Source organism: Novosphingobium decolorationis (assembly GCF_018417475.1).
Lineage (GTDB): Bacteria > Pseudomonadota > Alphaproteobacteria > Sphingomonadales > Sphingomonadaceae > Novosphingobium > Novosphingobium decolorationis.
Genome location: NZ_CP054856.1, coordinates 2,764,360 through 2,780,641 on the forward strand (window position 1 = coordinate 2,764,360; position 16,282 = coordinate 2,780,641).

Genomic DNA, 16,282 nt, shown 5'->3' on the forward strand with positions numbered 1-16,282 from the left:
AGGGCGATGGCCCTCGGAGAAATTTCGTCCGACCTCCTACGCCGCCGCGCGGCGCAACCGGTCGTTGATCGCCGCCCCAATCCCGGTCTCAGGCACGGGCGCGATGGCGATGCGGGGGGGGCTGGCGGCCGCGCCCTGATGCAGGAGCGCGTAGAGACGGCTCGCCGCCTCGTTGAGGTCGCCTGTGGGCGAAAGCGAGGCGTCACCCGCAACGGGACCGAAGCCGATATGGAATTCGTCGGCCTCGGCCGCCTCGGCATCGAGACGCACGGGCTTGCCGGGCGCGTAGTGACTGGCGAGCTGGCCGGGGGCCTCGATGGCTCGTGAGGTGACCGGATCGGGATCACAGCCCAGCACCTGAGCCAGCGTGTCGGCGGCGATGGGACCCGGCCGCAGGACCTGCCAGCGTCCCCCTTCGCGAAGGCCCACGATGGTCGATTCCAGGCCTGCCTCGCACGGACCACCGTCGATCACGGCATCGACGCGCGCGCCGAGTGAGGCGACCACGTGCGCCGCGCTGGTGGGGCTCACCCCGCCGCTGGCGTTGGCCGATGGGGCGGCGAGCGGCAGCCCCGTCTCGGCAATGACCGCGCGCATGACGGGATGCGCCGGGCAGCGCAGCGCCACCGTCGGCAGGCCCGCGGTCACGGCGGCCGCCACAGGAGCGCCCGCGCGCAAGGGGAGCACCAGGGTAAGCGGTCCTGGCCAGAACACCTCGGCAAGAGCTTTTGCCCGCGCATCGAGGGTCGCGATGGCCTGCGCGGCGGCGAGGTCCGCGACATGGACGATAAGCGGGTTGAAGCTGGGCCGCCCTTTCGCCGCATAGATGGCCGCAACGGACTCATCCCGGTCGGCTCTGGCGGCCAGGCCATAGACCGTCTCGGTGGGCACCGCGACCAGACCGCCACTGCGCAGAATCTCGCCCGCCGCGGCAAGATCGGGCGAGGATGAAGTCAGAAGGCGGGGACGACTGGCGGGATTCATACCCTGCCGCTATAGCGCAGCGCAGCGAAAGCCAAGGAAAAGCGCAAGGAAGCCATGACCACACCGCTGCCCGAAACGGACACGCCCGCCCTTCTCTCCCGTATTGCCGATGCGCTCGAGCGCATCGCGCCGGCCCCCGTCCCCGCGACCGACTGGCTGGCCTTCCCCGCCTATGTCTGGAACGGCACCTCGGCACGCGGCGTAGCCCAGCTGGAGGCCCCCGCGCTCGACATGCTGCGCGGGATCGATGACCAGAAGGCCAGCGTCGTCACCAACGTGCTGCGTCTGGCCGCAGGCCATGCGGCGCACGACATGCTGCTGTGGGGCTCGCGCGGAATGGGCAAGTCCGCGCTTTTGCGCGCCGCGATCCGCAAGGGCCAGGCCGAACACAACGATGCCATCGCCCTCGTCCAGGTCGGTCAGGATGCGCTTGCCGGGGTGACGGATCTCTTTGCGACTCTGGGGAAGATCGAGCGCCGCTTCCTCGTCTTCGTCGATGATCTGGGCTTTGAGGAGAACGATGGCGCAGGTCCGCGCCTCCTGCGCTCCTGGCTTGAAGGCGGGGTCGAGGCACGCCCGGCCAACGTCCGCCTTGCCGTCACCTCCAACCGCCGCGCCATCGTCTCACGCTCGATGCACGAACAGGACGATCCCATCAATCCGCGCGACGTCGTCGATGATCGCCTTGCTCTGGCGGACCGGTTCGGTCTCTCCATCGGATTCCACGCCTGCGACCAGGACGCCTATCTCGCCATCATCGGCGGCTACGCACAGGAATTCGGACTGGAGTGGGACCAGGGCGATGCGCTGGAGTGGTCACGCCGGCGCGGCGCGCGTTCAGGCCGTGTGGCCTGGCAGTACGTCAACGAACTGGCAGGACGCGCGGGCAAGACCATCTGAAGCCCTGCCCGCCCCGCCTGAAGCTTAGTCCTTCTCGCGGTTGAGGATCCGGTCGGTCCCCCGAAAACCGGCCTGGAGACGCTTCTGCGCGGCTTCGGGCGAGTTGGGATCGACGAGGCCCGGCTTGGGCTCGAGATGGTCGGTCACGATGGGCTTGATCTCGGGCGAGGCGTCCGCATCGGGTGCCACGACGCGCCAGATGATACCCGCGGTATCGTCGGTCACGAGAAGCGCACCAGTCCCATCGAGAGCGACCCAGGTCGGACGGCCGTGGGTGGTGCTGCCATCTTCTCCAAGGAATCCGGTCAGCACGCGCTGCGGCTTGACGTCCCGCGGGTTCCCGTTGGCATCAAAGGGAATGAAGACGACGTCGTAGCCCACCGCCGGACGGCGATTCCACGAACCATGGCGGGCGATGAAGGCACCGTTCCGGAACGCCTTGCCCAGCTTCGTGCCGCCCTTGTCGAACACCATGCCGAGCGTGCCGGTGTGCGCGCCCATCGCGTATTCGGGCTTGCGCGTGTACTCGATCATGTAGGTCTGCATGTCGTACTGGACGCGGTCGTCGAAAATGTTCTTCCAGTAGACCCAAGGCCACCCGTACTGCGCGCCAACCGGCACGTTGGTGAAGTAGTCGGGCACAAGATCGGGCCCAAGCATGTCGCGCTCCTGCACCGTCGCCCACATCTCACCCGTCGCGGGATTCCAGTCGAGGCCGTTGGGGTTGCGCATGCCCGCCGCGAACTGGCGGCGGCGACCTGTTTCGGTGTCGATTTCCCAGATGGCCGCGCGCCCGGCCTCTTCTTCCAGGCCATTGTCGGCAATGTTGGTGGCCGAACCGACCGCAACGTAGAGCGCCTTGCCGTCTTCGCTCAGGAGCAGGTTGCGCATCCAGTGATTGCCGCCCGGACACAAGTCCATGAGCTTCTTCGGGGTGCCCTCGATCTTCGTGTCGCCCGGAGTGAAGGCAAATTCGAGAATCGCGTCGTGGTTGGCGACGTAGAGCTTGCCGTCCCGGTAAGCCATGCCCGAGGGCGAGACGAGATCGGCCGTGCGCAGATCAAAGGTCTGATCGGCCGTGCCGTCCCCATTGGAATCGCGCAGCAGCTTGATAGTGTCGGCTGACGGGGCGCCTGCGCCCACCTTGCCCATCGCCCAGCCCATGACCATTCCGGTCAGACCGCCACTCTCGCTTGCCTTGGGTGCGCCGGTCTCGGCCACCAGCACATCGCCGTTGGGAAGCGTGAGCATCGTGCGCGGATGCCGGAGGCCTTGCGCGAAACGCGTGACGACAAGGCCCTTGGCGGGCGTCGGCGCCTCACCCTCGGCCCAACCCACCGGATCGACCAGCTTCATGCTGGGGATCGTCTGCGGGTCAGGATCGACCAGGGTCGGGTCCTTGCCCGCAGTGGCATCGCTCGGCAGGTCCGAGCTGTTGGAATACTGCGTCCAGGCAAAGAAGGCGACAAGCGCCAGGACGAGAACGATAAGGGCCGCAAGGGCCTTGAGCAGGATCGAGCGCATGGGCACCGAGATAGATGCCCCCCGTCTATGCGGCAACCTCGAGTTGCGCTACCTGAGGGCCATGTACGATTTTGCCCCCCTTACCGACGCCCCCAAGCCCGAACTCTATGAGGAACTCGCCCGCGCCGCCCAGGCTCTGGTCGAAGGCGAGCCCGATGCCGTGGCCAACATGGCGAACCTGGCCGCGCTCATCTGGCAGTTCGTGCCCGATCTCAACTGGTCGGGTTTCTACCGCATGGTCGAGGACGAACTCGTGCTCGGCCCCTTCATCGGCAAGCCCGCCTGCATCCGTATTCCGCTCAGCTCGGGCGTGTGCGGGGCGGCCGCGCGGACCGGCGAGACCCAGCTCGTGCCCGACGTCCACGCCTTCCCCGGCCACATCGCCTGCGATGCCGACAGCCGCTCCGAGCTCGTTGTGCCTGTCGTGGTCAATGGCAAGGTGATCGCGGTCATCGACCTCGACAGCCCCCTTCCCGACCGCTTCGACGACGAGGATGCCAAGGGTTTCGCACGCCTTGCCGAAATCACGGCCAGGGCCATCGGCTGACGCCTGCAGGCCTGCGCCGTTTCGGGACAGCCACACGCGCGCGATAGTCCGTCCCGGACCTCGGTGCTAATTCGCAAGGGCAGACATTCGGGAGGACTCCCGGCGATGCCCTTGCGAAGGAGACCCTGCGATGCGCCTGTCCTGCCCTCACCTTGCCTGCACGGCACTGCTTCTGGCTCTATCCACGCCCCCAGCCCAGGCTCGGGATACCGTACGCTATGGAGGCTTCGATCCGGTCGCCCGCGATGCCTGGCTTGTCGATTGCTACCAGAAGGTTGCACAACGCGATGCCCAGGCGGGAATCCAGCCCGCCCCCGACGCCCCGGACGAGTGCCAGACCTATCTCGATGCCTACTATGCGCGCTACACCCGCACGCGCACCACGCCCTCGCAAAGCCAGGCCGCGCCCGGTTTTGCAGCGCCTGGCTACGAGGCAAGCCGCTACGGCGCGGACTATACGGTCGCAGCGGGCCCGAACTTCACTTCTGAAGAGGTTGTTCAGAGCCTACCCTGAGGCAAGGACGAAGTGATTCAAGGGGCCATTGCCCCTTGACCCCGGAATCGGCAACCTCACCTCCTTCAGCCTCGTGGGCGCGCGAAAGATGAGCTCGACAGGTCGGGGAGCCCGAGGGCAATGGCCCTCGGAATCACTTTGTTCAAATCGCTCCGCCGGTCAGGCGCTGGCACACGAGATCCAGCTGGTCGAGTGTCGCATACTTGATCGTCACGGTTCCCGAACGCGGGTCCTCATCGGACTGAATCTTGACCGGAAGGCCCAGGAATTCCTCAAGGTGATCCTGCACGGCAACGATATCGGCATCCTGCGCAGGATCGCGCGCCGGACGGGCGGCACGGCGCGGCGCCGGAGCGGTCTCACCGCGCATCTTCTTGCGCACGAGCTTTTCAACGTCACGCACCGACATCTGCGCCGAGACGGCCTGCCCCGCGATATCTTCGGCATCGTCGCAGCCGATCAGCGCGCGCGCATGGCCCATCGACAGATCGCCCTTCTCGACGAGCCTGACCACATCGTCAGGCAGCGAAAGCAGGCGCTGGAAGTTGGCCACGTGGCTGCGGCTCTTGTCGACCAGGCGCGCGATCTCGGCCTGCGTCATCCCCTCGGATTCGGACAGGCGCTGGTAGGCCCGGGCCTCTTCGATGGGGTTGAGATCCTCACGCTGGAGGTTCTCGATCAGCGCCAGCGCCATGACCTCGCGATCGGAAAGATCGCGAACCAGCGCCGGGATCTCGTGCAGCTGGGCTTTCTGCGCGGCGCGCCAGCGACGCTCGCCCGCCACAAGCTGGAACGCGCCGGTGTCGGTTGGGCGGACGATAATGGGCTGGATAACCCCACGCTGGGCGATCGAGGCCGCGAGTTCGTCCAGCGCCTCCTCATCGAAATGACGGCGCGGCTGTAGCGGGTCGGGCTTGATCTCGGCAATCGTCAGCGAGCGCAGGCCAAGGCCGCGTACCGCGTCTGGCCCGCTCCCTGCCGATGCCGACGCCAACGCTTCCCCTCCCCCGGATGCGACCACCGGTTCCTCGCGGCGGCTCTCGCCCAACAGAGCTCCGAGGCCACGGCCCAGGCCACGGGACTTCTGCCGCGTCATCGCCGGAGTGCTACGGGGGGCGGTGTCGTCGCTCATGCTGCCTTCCTCGCTTCGGGGAGCCGCGTAATCAGTTCGCGGGCCAGCGCCATATAGGCCCGACTCCCCGCGCAGGAGTGGTCGTAGATCAAGGCCGGAACTCCATGACTCGGGGCCTCGGACAGGCGGACATTGCGCGGGATGTTGGTCTCGAAGATCAGCGGGCCAAGGCAAGACCGCACATCATCCGACACCTGATCGGTCAGGCGGTTGCGGCGATCGAACATGGTGAGAACGATGCCAATGATGCCCAGATCCGGGTTAAACCGCTGCTGGACACGCTCGACAGTGGTCAGCAATTGGCTGAGCCCTTCGAGTGCGAAGAATTCGCACTGCAAGGGCACGAGCAGTTTGTCGGCTGCGGTCAGCGCGTTGAGCGTCAGGAGGCCAAGCGAGGGCGGACAGTCGATCAGGCAGACATCGTATCCGGAATCGTCGCGCAGCGCGGCGCGCAGGCGGTGCGCGCGGTCATCGGCGTTGACCAGTTCCACTTCGGCCCCCGAGAGATCGACCGTCGCAGCCAGGAGGTCAAGACCGGGGATCGAACTGGGCACCACGCACTCGGCGAGCGGGCGCTTGTCGACAAGGACATCGTAGGACGAAAACTCGCGATCGGCGGGATAGACGCCGATGCCCGTGGAGGCGTTTCCCTGGGGATCGAGATCGACCAGCAGAGTCTTCCACCCGGTGGCCGCAAGGGCGGTCGCAACGTTGATGGCCGTGGTTGTCTTCCCGACGCCGCCCTTCTGGTTGGCGATAGCAATACGGATCACGTGGTCTTTCCCTTCCTGCCGGACAGCGTTCCGACAATAATGCCTGCCTGCGGGTCCGTCAGGGACTGTTCCACGTGGAACACGTGCCGCCACTTGCGAAGGTCGTCCAATTCTTGCTGTGCCGAGCGCCCCTTGGGCAACACCCAGAGGGTGTCACTTGTGGAAAATCGCGCGGATAACTCCAAAAGCTTCTGCAGGGGCGCAAAGGCGCGGGCCGAGATCACCGCAGCATCGCGCGATTCGACCTGTTCGAGACGTTGCCCGGCCACGCGCGCCTTAGCCAGCCCCATCGCCTCGCGCGCGCGCTCCAGCCACTCGATTCGCCGTGCGCGCGATTCGACCATGATCACTTCACAGTCCGGCCGCAGCGCCGCAATGGCGAGACCCGGGAAGCCCGCTCCCGTACCAAGATCGAACCAGGGCCCCCGTGTTTCACGTGGAACATGGGTCAGCAACTGGGCCGAGTCGACGATATGCCGCAGCCAGACCTGCTCCAGGCTCGCGGCCGAAACCAGATTCTGGCGCTGGTTTTCCTCGGCCAGCATGGATACCAGACACTCGAGACGTTCCGCCGCCTCTGCATCGAATTCGGGCAGCGCTTCAAGCCAGGCACGCGCCTCGACTTCTGTGGTAATCATGCGGCCGATACCTCCCGACGCGCGCGAACAAGAACAGCGGCAAGCGCCGCCGGGGTGATGCCCGGGATACGGCCCGCAGCCGCCAGTGTTGCCGGACGCGCCTTGGTCAGACGCTCGACCATTTCACGGGATAGACCAGGAATCTGGTCGTAGGGAAAATCATCGCCAAGGGGCAGTGCCTCACTCGCGCGCAGGTCCTTCAATTCGCGTTCCTGGCGTTCGAGATAAGGCGCATAGGCTGCGTCCTCGACAACTTCCTCAGCCAAGGCGGCATCGGCAAGCGGCGATGGCGCCCCATCCCTCTCCAGCCATGGCGCAAGTCGCTCCAGATCGATTCCGTCAAACCGCAGCCATTCGCGCAAGGGCAGACGCCCCAGGTCCATGCGCACCGCCATTCCGGCCTGGGCAAGCTCACTGGCCGGAACCTGCTGATCGAGGCCCCTCTCCAGATCGGCGCGGGCCTCTTCACGCTGTGCGAACCAGGCCGCTCGCTCCCCGCCGACAGCCCCGACGCCAAGCGCCAGCGGCGTCAGACGTGTGCTGGCGTTGTTCGCGCGCAGACGCAGGCGATATTCGGCACGCGCCGTCAGCATGCGGTAGGGCTCGCTGACGCCATGCAAGGTGAGATCATCGATCATCACCGCCATATAGCTGTTGGCCCGGTCGAGCGGGGCCGGCGCACGCTCCAGGATAGCCGCGGCGGCATGCATGCCGGCCACGAGCCCCTGGGCCGCAGCCTCTTCATAGCCCGTCGTCCCATTGATCTGGCCGGCGCAATAGAGCCCGGGCATTTCGCGCAGCTCCAAGCTCGGGCGTAGCGCGCGCGGATCGATGTGATCGTATTCGACCGCATATCCCGGCACGACCATCTCGACGGTCTCCAGCCCTTCCATGCTGCGCATCATGGCCAGCTGGACATCGGTCGGCAGCGAGGTGCTGACACCGTTGGGATAGACCAGATGGGTCGAAAGCCCCTCCGGTTCAAGAAAGACCTGGTGCCCGTCGCGGTCGGCGAACCGGTGAATCTTGTCTTCGATGGAAGGGCAATAGCGCGGCCCCTGTGCACCAATGGCACCCGAGAACAGGGGCGAACGATCGAGGTTGGCGCGGATGATATCGTGAGTCTGCGGGTTGGTGCGCGTGATGGCGCAGAAGACCTGCGGAACCGTCCGCTGCCCCAGCGCGGACATCGTCCACGCGTCCGTATCGGAAGCCTGTTCCTCCAGACGCCCCCAGTCGATGGTTCGGCCATCGAGACGCGGCGGGGTGCCTGTCTTGAGCCGGGCCATCGGCAGGTTGGCCCCGCGCATCTGCTGCGCCAGCTTCTGCGCGGAAGCTTCCCCGATCCGGCCACCGACCAGTCGCTCCTCGCCGCGGAACAAGGTCCCGCCAAGGAAGGTGCCGGTGCACAGGATCGTGGCGGGCGCGCTCAGCAGGGTCCCATCGGCAAGGCGAATCCCGGCCACCCTTCCCTGCGCAAGGACCAGTTCGGCGGCCTCACCCGCGACCAGGGTGAGATCGCCCTGCTCCTTGAGCAGGCGATGGATCGCCGCCTTGAACAGGCGTCGGTCGGCCTGGATACGCGGCCCTTGCACCGCGCTGCCCTTCGAACGGTTGAGCATGCGGTAGTGAATCGCGGCCGCATCGGCGGCGCGTCCGATCAGGCCATCGAAGGCATCGACCTCGCGCACGAGGTGGCCTTTGCCGAGCCCCCCGATGGCCGGATTGCAACTCATCGCCCCGACCGCGTCGAGATCGAAACTGACGAGCGCCACGCGCGCGCCCATGCGCGCTGCCACGGCCGCGGCTTCACAACCGGCATGGCCGCCACCGATCACGATGACATCAAAGGAATGCATGAGAACGCGCTTACTCCACCGCCCCTGCCCCGTCAAAGTTCCCATTGCATCACCCGTGGTGTTTCACGTGAAACATATGGACAAAGGCAATGAAGCGACTGAGCCCTGAAACCCTATGCCGACTACTTCCCGATACAGAAGCGACCGAAAAGGGCATCAAGCATGTCCTCAGTCGTCGCACGTCCGATCAGGGAATCGAAGGCGACCCGCGCCGTACGCAGTTCCTCGGCGAGGATGAGAAGATCCGACTGCACGCCAGCTCCCCGAAGCCCGGTCAGGGCCTGCGAAAGCAACTCCCCCTGCCGCCGATTGAGCGCAAGCTCACCCGGTCGGGGAAGGCAGGAACGGCCATGTGAAACCAGATCACGGCGCAAGTCATCAAGCCCCTCCCCTGTCTTGGCAGAAATACGGTGGCGGGCGTGGGCCTTCGCGTCATGCCCTTCCCGGTCGATCTGGGCGTCAATTTCCCAGGCCAGCTCGGGCCCTTCCCCTTCTGGGCCCAGCCATAGGACGAGGTCAGCCCGTTCCAGTTCGCCACGCGCACGGTCCACGCCAATAGCCTCGATCGCATCGTCCGTACCGTCCCGCAGGCCAGCGGTATCGATGAAGGCAAAAGGAACGCCGTCCAGCGCCACCGCTCGGATCAGGACGTCACGGGTCGTCCCCGCAAGCGGTGCCGTGATCGCGGCTTCATCCTCCACGAGCGCATTGAAGAGTGTGCTCTTGCCCGCGTTGGGTGGTCCGGCCAGAACGATGCGCAGGCCTTCGCGCAAGGCTTCGGCCCGTGGCCGGGACAGCCAGGTCTCAAGTTCCTCGGCGAGACTTGCCAGATCGGCGTAGAACGATGTGGGCAGCGCGGCCACATCGTCTTCGTCGCTGAAATCAAGAACCGCCTCCACACCGGCGGAAGCGCCCAGGACCCGATCACGCCACGCGTGGACCTGCTGGGACAAGGCGCCGCCCGCCATTGCGATGGCCGCGCGGCGCTGCAGCTCGGTCTCGGCGGAAAGGAGATCTGCAAGGCCCTCGGCTTCGGCCAGATCGATCCGGCCATTGGCAAAGGCACGACGTGTGAATTCACCGGGTTCGGCCGGACGGATGGAAAGCGCCGGCTGCCCTTCCCCCGCATGCTCCAATCCCGCAAGTGCGGCCTCCACGGCCCGGACAACAGCCCGCCCACCATGCAGATGTAGTTCGGCAAGATCTTCCCCGGTCGCCGTCGCGGGTCCCGGGAACCACAGCACCAAGGCCTGATCGAGCACTGTTTCACGTGAAACACGCAAGGTTCGAAGGCTCGCCCGTCGCGGTTCCGGGAGCGCCCCTGCGAGTGCGCTCAGCGCCTTCCCGGCCTCCTTGCCACTGATGCGGATGACAGCAAGCGCGGCCGGAGGTGCGCCGCTTGATAAGGCGAAGATGGTTTCGGACATGGGCTCGTGTTCACTCAAGCGGAAGGCGAACAGCGTCGCCGGACAGGAACGTGAGCGGCGCCCTTACTCCGATTTCGGCTTCTCGCCCATCCCCTGCGCGGCCCCGCTCATGGCCATGGACATGCCGCTTTCGAGGAACTGCTGGAAAAGCTTGAGGCCCATCTGGCCCATCGGTGCCATCTGCTTGGTCAGCTCCTGGAGCTGATCGAAACTGCCTGCCCCTTTCATCGCATTGGTCACGGCCTCGACGTAAACCTCGTTCGCACGGGTCACATCCGGGAGACCAAGAAAGCGCCGCGCCTCCTCAGGTGAACATTCGACCTCGACATTGACCTTCATGAGGCTCTCCTGATCTCGATTTTTGTCGAATGAAGGCTGACACATACGCATGGCAAAGTCCATTGCCCGTACCTACTTGCAAGGGGGACGCCGATGCGCGGCACCCGCAGCATGACGCCATAAGGCGCCGCACACCAAGGAGACATTCCCCATGGCCACCAACACCATGATTCCCACCCTGGACGGCACCGCCGCGATTCCGGCCTATGTCGCCCGTCCGGAAGGTACTCCGCGTGGGGCCATCATCGTCCAGCAGGAGATCTTCGGCGTGAACCCGGGGATCGTCCAGAAGGCCGACCAGTGGGCCGCCAAGGGCTATCTGGCCGTGGCGCCGGACAGCTTCTGGCGCCAGGAGCCGGGTGTTGAACTCGACGCCGACAAGGAGCCCGAATTCAAGAAGGCGCTCGACCTCATGGGAGGGCACGATTTCGACGCAGGCATCCGCGACATCGAAGCCGTGATTCACTGGATCCGCAACGAGGCCGGTGTCCCCAAGGTCGCCCTCGTCGGCTTCTGCATGGGGGGCAAGATCGCCTACCAGGCCGCCGCGCGCACCGATATCGATGCCTCGGTCGGGTACTATGGCGTGGGGATCGACGAGATGCTGAACGAGAAGCACGCCATCTCGAATGCCCTCCTCCTCCACATTCCGACCGCCGACGGGTTCAATCCGCCCGAAGTGCAGAAGGCCATGCACGAGGGGCTCGACGACCACCCCAAGGTGACTCTCTATGACTACGAGGGGCTCGACCACGGATTTGCCGCCGAGATGGGGTCGCGCCGTGACGAAGCCGGTGCCCAGCTTGCCGACAGCCGCACCGAAGCTTTCATCGTGGAGCACATCGGGTGAAGGCTCTGACGGGTCCGCGCTACCTCGTCCCCCTCGCCGTCCTGGCACTGACATTGGCCTGCGCGGCCCTCCCCTCACTGCGCTGGCTGCTTGTTATCCTCGTTCCGGTTCTGGGTGTGACGCTTCTGGATTTCTTCCAGAACCGGCACGCGCTGCGCCGCAATTACCCGCTCGTGGCCCGGGTGCGGTGGCTCTTCGAAGACCTGCGCCCGTTCCTGCGCGCCTATATCGTGGAGAACGAACGTGAGGGGCGTCCCTTCACCATCGACCAGCGCGGGCTCGTCTACGCCCGCGCCAAGGGCGAAGTTTCGACGCACCCCATGGGAACCGAACTCGACGTCTACTCGGACGAATACGAGTGGCTCGGCCATTCGATCACGCCCAACGAGGACGCACCGGAGAGCTGGCACGTGCGCGTCGGCGGCGAGGAATGCGCCAAGCCCTATTCGAGCGCGCTCCTCAACATCTCGGCGATGAGCTTCGGTTCGCTGTCGGCCAACGCCATCGAATCCCTCAACAAGGGCGCGGCTATCGGGGGCTTCGCCCATGACACGGGCGAAGGCTCGATCAGCCGCTACCACCGCAAGCATGGCGGCGATCTGATATGGGAACTGGGCAGCGGCTACTTCGGCTGTCGGAACAAGGACGGATCGTTCAACCCTGAACTGTTTGCCCAGCAGGCAAGCGACAACCAGGTGAAGATGGTCGAGATCAAGCTGAGCCAGGGCGCCAAGCCCGGCCATGGCGGGGTCCTGCCCGGCGCCAAGGTCACGCCCGAAATTGCCGAGGCCCGCCATGTGGAGGTCGGCGAGGACTGCATCTCTCCGGCCGCCCATCCGGCGTTCTCGACGCCGATCGAGCTCCTGGAATTCGTCGCGCAGCTGCGCAGCCTGTCCGGGGGGAAGCCCACCGGATTCAAGCTCTGCGTGGGCCAGCCCCACGAAGTGATGGCGCTGGTCAAGGCCATGCTGGAGACCGGTATCACGCCCGACTTCATCGTCATTGACGGCGCCGAAGGCGGCACGGGCGCGGCCCCGCAGGAATTGACCGACAATGTCGGAATGCCCCTGCGCGAAGGTCTCATGCTGATGCGCAACGCCCTTGTCGGCACCAATCTCAAAGACCGGGTTCGTCTTGCCGCCTCGGGCAAGATTCACTCCGGTGCGGGCATGGCCCGCGCCTTTGCCCTGGGAGCCGACTGGTGCAACGCCGCCCGCCCCTTCATGTTCGCTCTGGGCTGCGTGCAGTCGATGAAGTGTCACACGGGCGAATGCCCCACAGGTGTTGCCACGCAAGTCGACTGGCGCCAGCGCGGTCTCGTCGTCGACGACAAGGCCGAGCGCGTCGCCCGTTTCCAGAAGGAGACTCTGCGGTCGCTGCGCGAGATCGTGGTTGCCATGGGGTATCGCAGCCCCTGGCAGCTCAACGAGCATGACATGTACCAGCGCATCGACAGCGCCAAGGCCGGACCACTTGACGAGGTTTACAGCTTCGTCGCCCCCGGCCAGCTTCTCGACGCTCCCGACAGCACGCACTACGCGCATGCGTGGAAGGTTTCGGCTGCGCACACGTTCCGCCGCGTCTCCAGCCTGGCGGCCTCCCTACACCCCTGACCACAGGAATTGCCATGACTACCGGATACCGCATGATTGTCGCCGAGCACGGTGGCCCCGAAAAGGTTTCACGTGAAACATTCGAGGTCCCCTCCCCTGGTCCGGGCGAACTGCTGATCGAAACCGAGGCTGTCGGCCTCAATTTCATCGACACCTACTTTCGCAAGGGACTCTATCCCGATGCCCTGCCGATCGTGCTGGGATCGGAGAGCGTGGGCTCCATCGTGGCTCTGGGCGACGGTGTCGAGGGCTTCGCCCTTGGCGAGCGTGTGGGCCTGACGAGCAACGGTGGGGCCTATGCAACACACCGCATCGTGCCCGCCAACAAGGCCATCCGCGTGCCCTCCTCGATCGATCCCAAGGTCGCTGCCGCTGTCCTGCTCAAGGGTCTGACCGCCTGCTATCTGGCCGAGGACACCTTCCCCGCCAAGTCAGGCGACATCGCCCTCGTCCATGCTGCGGCGGGCGGCGTGGGATCGCTGCTCGTGCCCTGGCTGACCGACAAGGGCGTCACCGTCATCGCGCACTGCGGCAGCGCAGAGAAGGCCGCGCAGGTCCCCGTACCGGATGGCTACTCCCTGCATGGCGATTTCGCCACGCTCGCTGATCAGGTCCGCGAGATCACGAATGGCAAGATGTGTGATGTGGTCTACGATGGCGTGGGGGCCGCAAGCTGGGAGGCCTCGCTCGCCTGCCTGCGCAGCCGCGGCCTCATGGTGAGCTTCGGCAACGCCTCAGGCGCCGTCCCGCCCGTCGCCATGCTCGACCTGATGAACGGCGGCGGGGGATCCCTCTACGCCACGCGCCCTACCCTCGCCCACTACATCGCTACGCCCGAGGCGCGTAACGCTAGCGCTGCGAAGCTGTTTGACCGTATCGCGAATGGTGTTCTCGATGTGAAGATCGGTCAGACGTTCGCGCTTGAAGATGCGGCCGATGCGCACCGGGCGCTTGAGAGTCGGGCGACGACCGGTTCGACGGTGCTTATTCCCTGAGAAGATGAAGAGGAAGTTCCGAGGGCCATCGCCCTCGGGCTCCCAAAACTGTCTGGCTCACCTTTCTCAGCCAAGGTAGCGCGCGGGAGGTGAGGTCGACAGTTTTGGAGCCTTCTTCCTTCCCACAAACAAAAAGGCCCGGAAGGTTCATGCCTTCCGGGCCTTTTTGGTCAGACCAGCGAGACGATCCCCAACTGCGGATCGATCCAGCCTTCGTAGATCATCTTGCAAGCCACGTAGAGGATGACTGCAAGCCCGATGTAGGCAATCCAGCGGTAGCGCTCGATGTAGCGAGCGATGAAGTTCGCAGCGACGCCCATCAGCACGACCGAGAGCAGCAGGCCGACAATCAGGATGCCCGGATGCTCGCGCGCGGCGCCTGCCACGGCGAGCACGTTGTCGAGACTCATCGAGACGTCGGCCACCGCAACGGCCCAGGCGGCCCCTGCAAAGCTTTTCGCCGACTTCAGACCCGAATGCTGGTCGCCCTCGATTTCGGGCGAACCGGTCGACTGGCCTGCGTCCTCACGCAGTTCGCGCCAGAACTTCCAGGCCACCCAGAGGAGCAGCAGACCGCCCGCGAAGATCAGCCCGACGACCCCCAACAGCCACGTCACCGCGAGCGCGAAGACGATACGCAGGACAAGGGCCGCGCCGATGCCGATCAGGATGACTTTCTTGCGATCCGCAGCCGGAAGCCCCGCGGCCAGCGCGCCAACGACGATTGCGTTGTCACCCGCCAGGAGGAGGTCGATCATCAGCACCTGGCCGAAGGCCGCGAGGGCCGCCGGCTCGGTGATGTTGGCGAAGTCCGCCACGATATGCTGCCAGATCTCGGCCGGCCCGCCAATCGAGCCGGACGCGACCAGGGCATCTAGGATAGTCACGTAAGAAAGCCCCCGTTACCCGCTTTACTGGTTCATCGTGGCGAAGAAGTCCTCGTTGGTCTTGGAATCCTTCATCTTGTCGAGCAGGAATTCCATCGCATCGACCGTGCCCATCTGCATCAGGATACGGCGCAGCAGCCACATCTTGGAGAGCTGGTCCTTGGGAACCAGCAGCTCTTCCTTGCGGGTGCCCGACTTGCCCACGTCAAGCGCCGGGAAGATGCGCTTGTCGGCAACCTTGCGATCCAGGACGATTTCCGAGTTGCCGGTGCCCTTGAACTCTTCGAAGATGACCTCGTCCATGCGGCTGCCGGTGTCGATAAGCGCGGTCGCGATGATCGAGAGCGAGCCGCCCTCCTCGATGTTGCGCGCGGCACCGAAGAAGCGCTTGGGACGCTGCAGGGCGTTGGCATCGACACCACCGGTGAGCACCTTGCCGGAGCTGGGAACCACGGTGTTGTAGGCGCGGCCCAGACGCGTGATCGAGTCCAGGAGGATGACCACGTCGCGCTTGTGCTCGACCAGTCGCTTTGCCTTTTCGATAACCATTTCAGCAACTTGCACATGACGCTGGGCCGGTTCGTCGAAGGTCGAGGAGATCACCTCGCCGTTCACCGAGCGCTGCATGTCGGTGACTTCCTCGGGACGTTCGTCGACCAGGAGGACGAGCAGGAACACCTCGGGGTGGTTGTCGGTGATGGCCTTGGCCATGTTCTGCAGCAGCACGGTCTTACCCGTGCGCGGCGGCGCGACGATCAGCGCGCGCTGGCCCTTGCCCTGCGGGCTGATGAGATCGATCACGCGCGCCGACTTGTCCTTGACCGTGGGGTCGAGGGTGTCGAGCTGCAGGCGCTGTTCGGGATAGAGCGGGGTCAGGTTGTCGAAGTTGACGCGGTGGCGCACGACGTCGGGATCGTCGAAGTTGACCTTGGTCAGCTTGGTGATCGCGAAGTAGCGCTCTCCGTCGCGCGGGGCGCGGATTTCGCCTTCGACGGTGTCGCCCGTGCGCAGGCCCCACTTGCGGACCTGGTTGGGCGAGACATAGATGTCGTCGGGCCCGGCAAGGTAATTCGCCTCGGGGCTGCGCAGGAAGCCGAAGCCATCGGGCAGCACCTCGATAGTGCCAAGGCCCATGATTTCTTCGCCGTCCTCGGCGACTTCCTTGAGAATCCCGAACATGAGATCCTGGCGGCGCATCGTGGAAGCGCCTTCGACGCCCATTTCCTCGGCCATGGCGACCAGTTCGGCCGGCGTCTTCTTCTTGAGTTCTTTCAGGTGCATCTTGGTGGTTTCCGAATGG

General features: G+C 65.3%; 16 protein-coding genes. 6 read left to right on the plus strand and 10 right to left on the minus strand.

Annotated elements, in window-relative coordinates:
* Nucleotides 1-36: 36 nt before the first annotated feature.
* Entirely contained in the window at nucleotides 37-984 is a 948-nt protein-coding gene (locus tag HT578_RS12865) for an L-threonylcarbamoyladenylate synthase (RefSeq protein WP_213499898.1), read from the minus strand.
* A gap of 54 nt (nucleotides 985-1,038) precedes the next feature.
* Here HT578_RS12865 and HT578_RS12870 point away from each other — a divergent pair, with 54 nt between their 5' ends.
* A complete protein-coding gene (locus HT578_RS12870; protein WP_213499900.1) occupies nucleotides 1,039-1,884 on the plus strand; it encodes a DUF815 domain-containing protein in 846 nt (281 codons plus the stop codon).
* Between the two features lie 24 nt (nucleotides 1,885-1,908).
* Here the strand turns inward: HT578_RS12870 and HT578_RS12875 are convergent, their stop codons facing one another.
* Nucleotides 1,909-3,408, minus strand: coding sequence for a PQQ-dependent sugar dehydrogenase (locus HT578_RS12875; protein WP_213504306.1), 1,500 nt, complete (start codon nucleotides 3,406-3,408; stop codon nucleotides 1,909-1,911).
* A gap of 61 nt (nucleotides 3,409-3,469) precedes the next feature.
* Here HT578_RS12875 and HT578_RS12880 point away from each other — a divergent pair, with 61 nt between their 5' ends.
* Nucleotides 3,470-3,955, plus strand: coding sequence for a GAF domain-containing protein (locus tag HT578_RS12880; RefSeq protein WP_213504307.1), 486 nt, complete (start codon nucleotides 3,470-3,472; stop codon nucleotides 3,953-3,955).
* 130 nt (nucleotides 3,956-4,085) lie between these two features.
* Nucleotides 4,086-4,469 (plus strand): hypothetical protein, encoded by a 384-nt coding sequence (locus tag HT578_RS12885; RefSeq protein WP_213499902.1) that lies wholly within the window; start codon nucleotides 4,086-4,088, stop codon nucleotides 4,467-4,469.
* 142 nt (nucleotides 4,470-4,611) lie between these two features.
* Here the strand turns inward: HT578_RS12885 and HT578_RS12890 are convergent, their stop codons facing one another.
* From HT578_RS12890 to HT578_RS12915, 6 genes are all read right to left on the minus strand, one after another.
* Nucleotides 4,612-5,601 carry a ParB/RepB/Spo0J family partition protein gene (locus HT578_RS12890; protein ID WP_213499904.1) on the minus strand — a complete coding sequence of 330 codons (990 nt, stop codon included), beginning with the start codon at nucleotides 5,599-5,601 and terminating at the stop codon, nucleotides 4,612-4,614.
* Complete coding sequence (locus tag HT578_RS12895) at nucleotides 5,598-6,374, minus strand: ParA family protein (RefSeq protein WP_213499906.1); 777 nt, start codon at nucleotides 6,372-6,374, stop codon at nucleotides 5,598-5,600. The genes HT578_RS12890 and HT578_RS12895 overlap by 4 nt, the downstream gene beginning before the upstream one ends.
* Nucleotides 6,371-7,012 carry a 16S rRNA (guanine(527)-N(7))-methyltransferase RsmG gene (rsmG, locus tag HT578_RS12900; protein ID WP_213499908.1) on the minus strand — a complete coding sequence of 214 codons (642 nt, stop codon included), beginning with the start codon at nucleotides 7,010-7,012 and terminating at the stop codon, nucleotides 6,371-6,373. The genes HT578_RS12895 and rsmG overlap by 4 nt, the downstream gene beginning before the upstream one ends.
* Nucleotides 7,009-8,871, minus strand: a complete 1,863-nt coding sequence (gene mnmG / locus HT578_RS12905) for a tRNA uridine-5-carboxymethylaminomethyl(34) synthesis enzyme MnmG (RefSeq protein WP_213499910.1) — start codon at nucleotides 8,869-8,871, stop codon at nucleotides 7,009-7,011. The genes rsmG and mnmG overlap by 4 nt, the downstream gene beginning before the upstream one ends.
* 122 nt (nucleotides 8,872-8,993) lie before the next feature.
* Nucleotides 8,994-10,298 (minus strand): tRNA uridine-5-carboxymethylaminomethyl(34) synthesis GTPase MnmE, encoded by a 1,305-nt coding sequence (mnmE, locus tag HT578_RS12910; RefSeq protein WP_213499912.1) that lies wholly within the window; start codon nucleotides 10,296-10,298, stop codon nucleotides 8,994-8,996.
* Nucleotides 10,299-10,361: 63 nt separating this feature from the next.
* The gene (locus HT578_RS12915; RefSeq protein WP_039389915.1) at nucleotides 10,362-10,637 is read right to left on the minus strand and encodes a DUF6489 family protein; all 276 of its coding nucleotides are present in this window, start codon (nucleotides 10,635-10,637) and stop codon (nucleotides 10,362-10,364) included.
* A 151-nt stretch (nucleotides 10,638-10,788) separates the two neighbouring features.
* Here HT578_RS12915 and HT578_RS12920 point away from each other — a divergent pair, with 151 nt between their 5' ends.
* From HT578_RS12920 to HT578_RS12930, 3 genes are read left to right on the plus strand one after another with little or no spacing between them, the layout of a single operon-like run.
* Nucleotides 10,789-11,487, plus strand: a complete 699-nt coding sequence (locus HT578_RS12920) for a dienelactone hydrolase family protein (protein WP_039389912.1) — start codon at nucleotides 10,789-10,791, stop codon at nucleotides 11,485-11,487.
* Nucleotides 11,484-13,100 carry an FMN-binding glutamate synthase family protein gene (locus HT578_RS12925; RefSeq protein WP_422394351.1) on the plus strand — a complete coding sequence of 539 codons (1,617 nt, stop codon included), beginning with the start codon at nucleotides 11,484-11,486 and terminating at the stop codon, nucleotides 13,098-13,100. The genes HT578_RS12920 and HT578_RS12925 overlap by 4 nt, the downstream gene beginning before the upstream one ends.
* A gap of 14 nt (nucleotides 13,101-13,114) precedes the next feature.
* On the plus strand, nucleotides 13,115-14,095 hold the full coding sequence (locus HT578_RS12930) for a quinone oxidoreductase family protein (protein ID WP_213499914.1): 981 nt from the start codon (nucleotides 13,115-13,117) through the stop codon (nucleotides 14,093-14,095).
* Nucleotides 14,096-14,265: 170 nt separating this feature from the next.
* On the opposite strand, the gene HT578_RS12935 is transcribed toward HT578_RS12930, so the two are convergent.
* Both HT578_RS12935 and rho read right to left on the minus strand, forming a co-directional pair.
* Entirely contained in the window at nucleotides 14,266-14,976 is a 711-nt protein-coding gene (locus tag HT578_RS12935) for a YjbE family putative metal transport protein (protein WP_213504312.1), read from the minus strand.
* Nucleotides 14,977-15,006: 30 nt separating this feature from the next.
* A complete protein-coding gene (rho, locus tag HT578_RS12940) occupies nucleotides 15,007-16,263 on the minus strand; it encodes a transcription termination factor Rho (RefSeq protein ID WP_039389906.1) in 1,257 nt (418 codons plus the stop codon).
* Nucleotides 16,264-16,282: the final 19 nt, after the last annotated feature.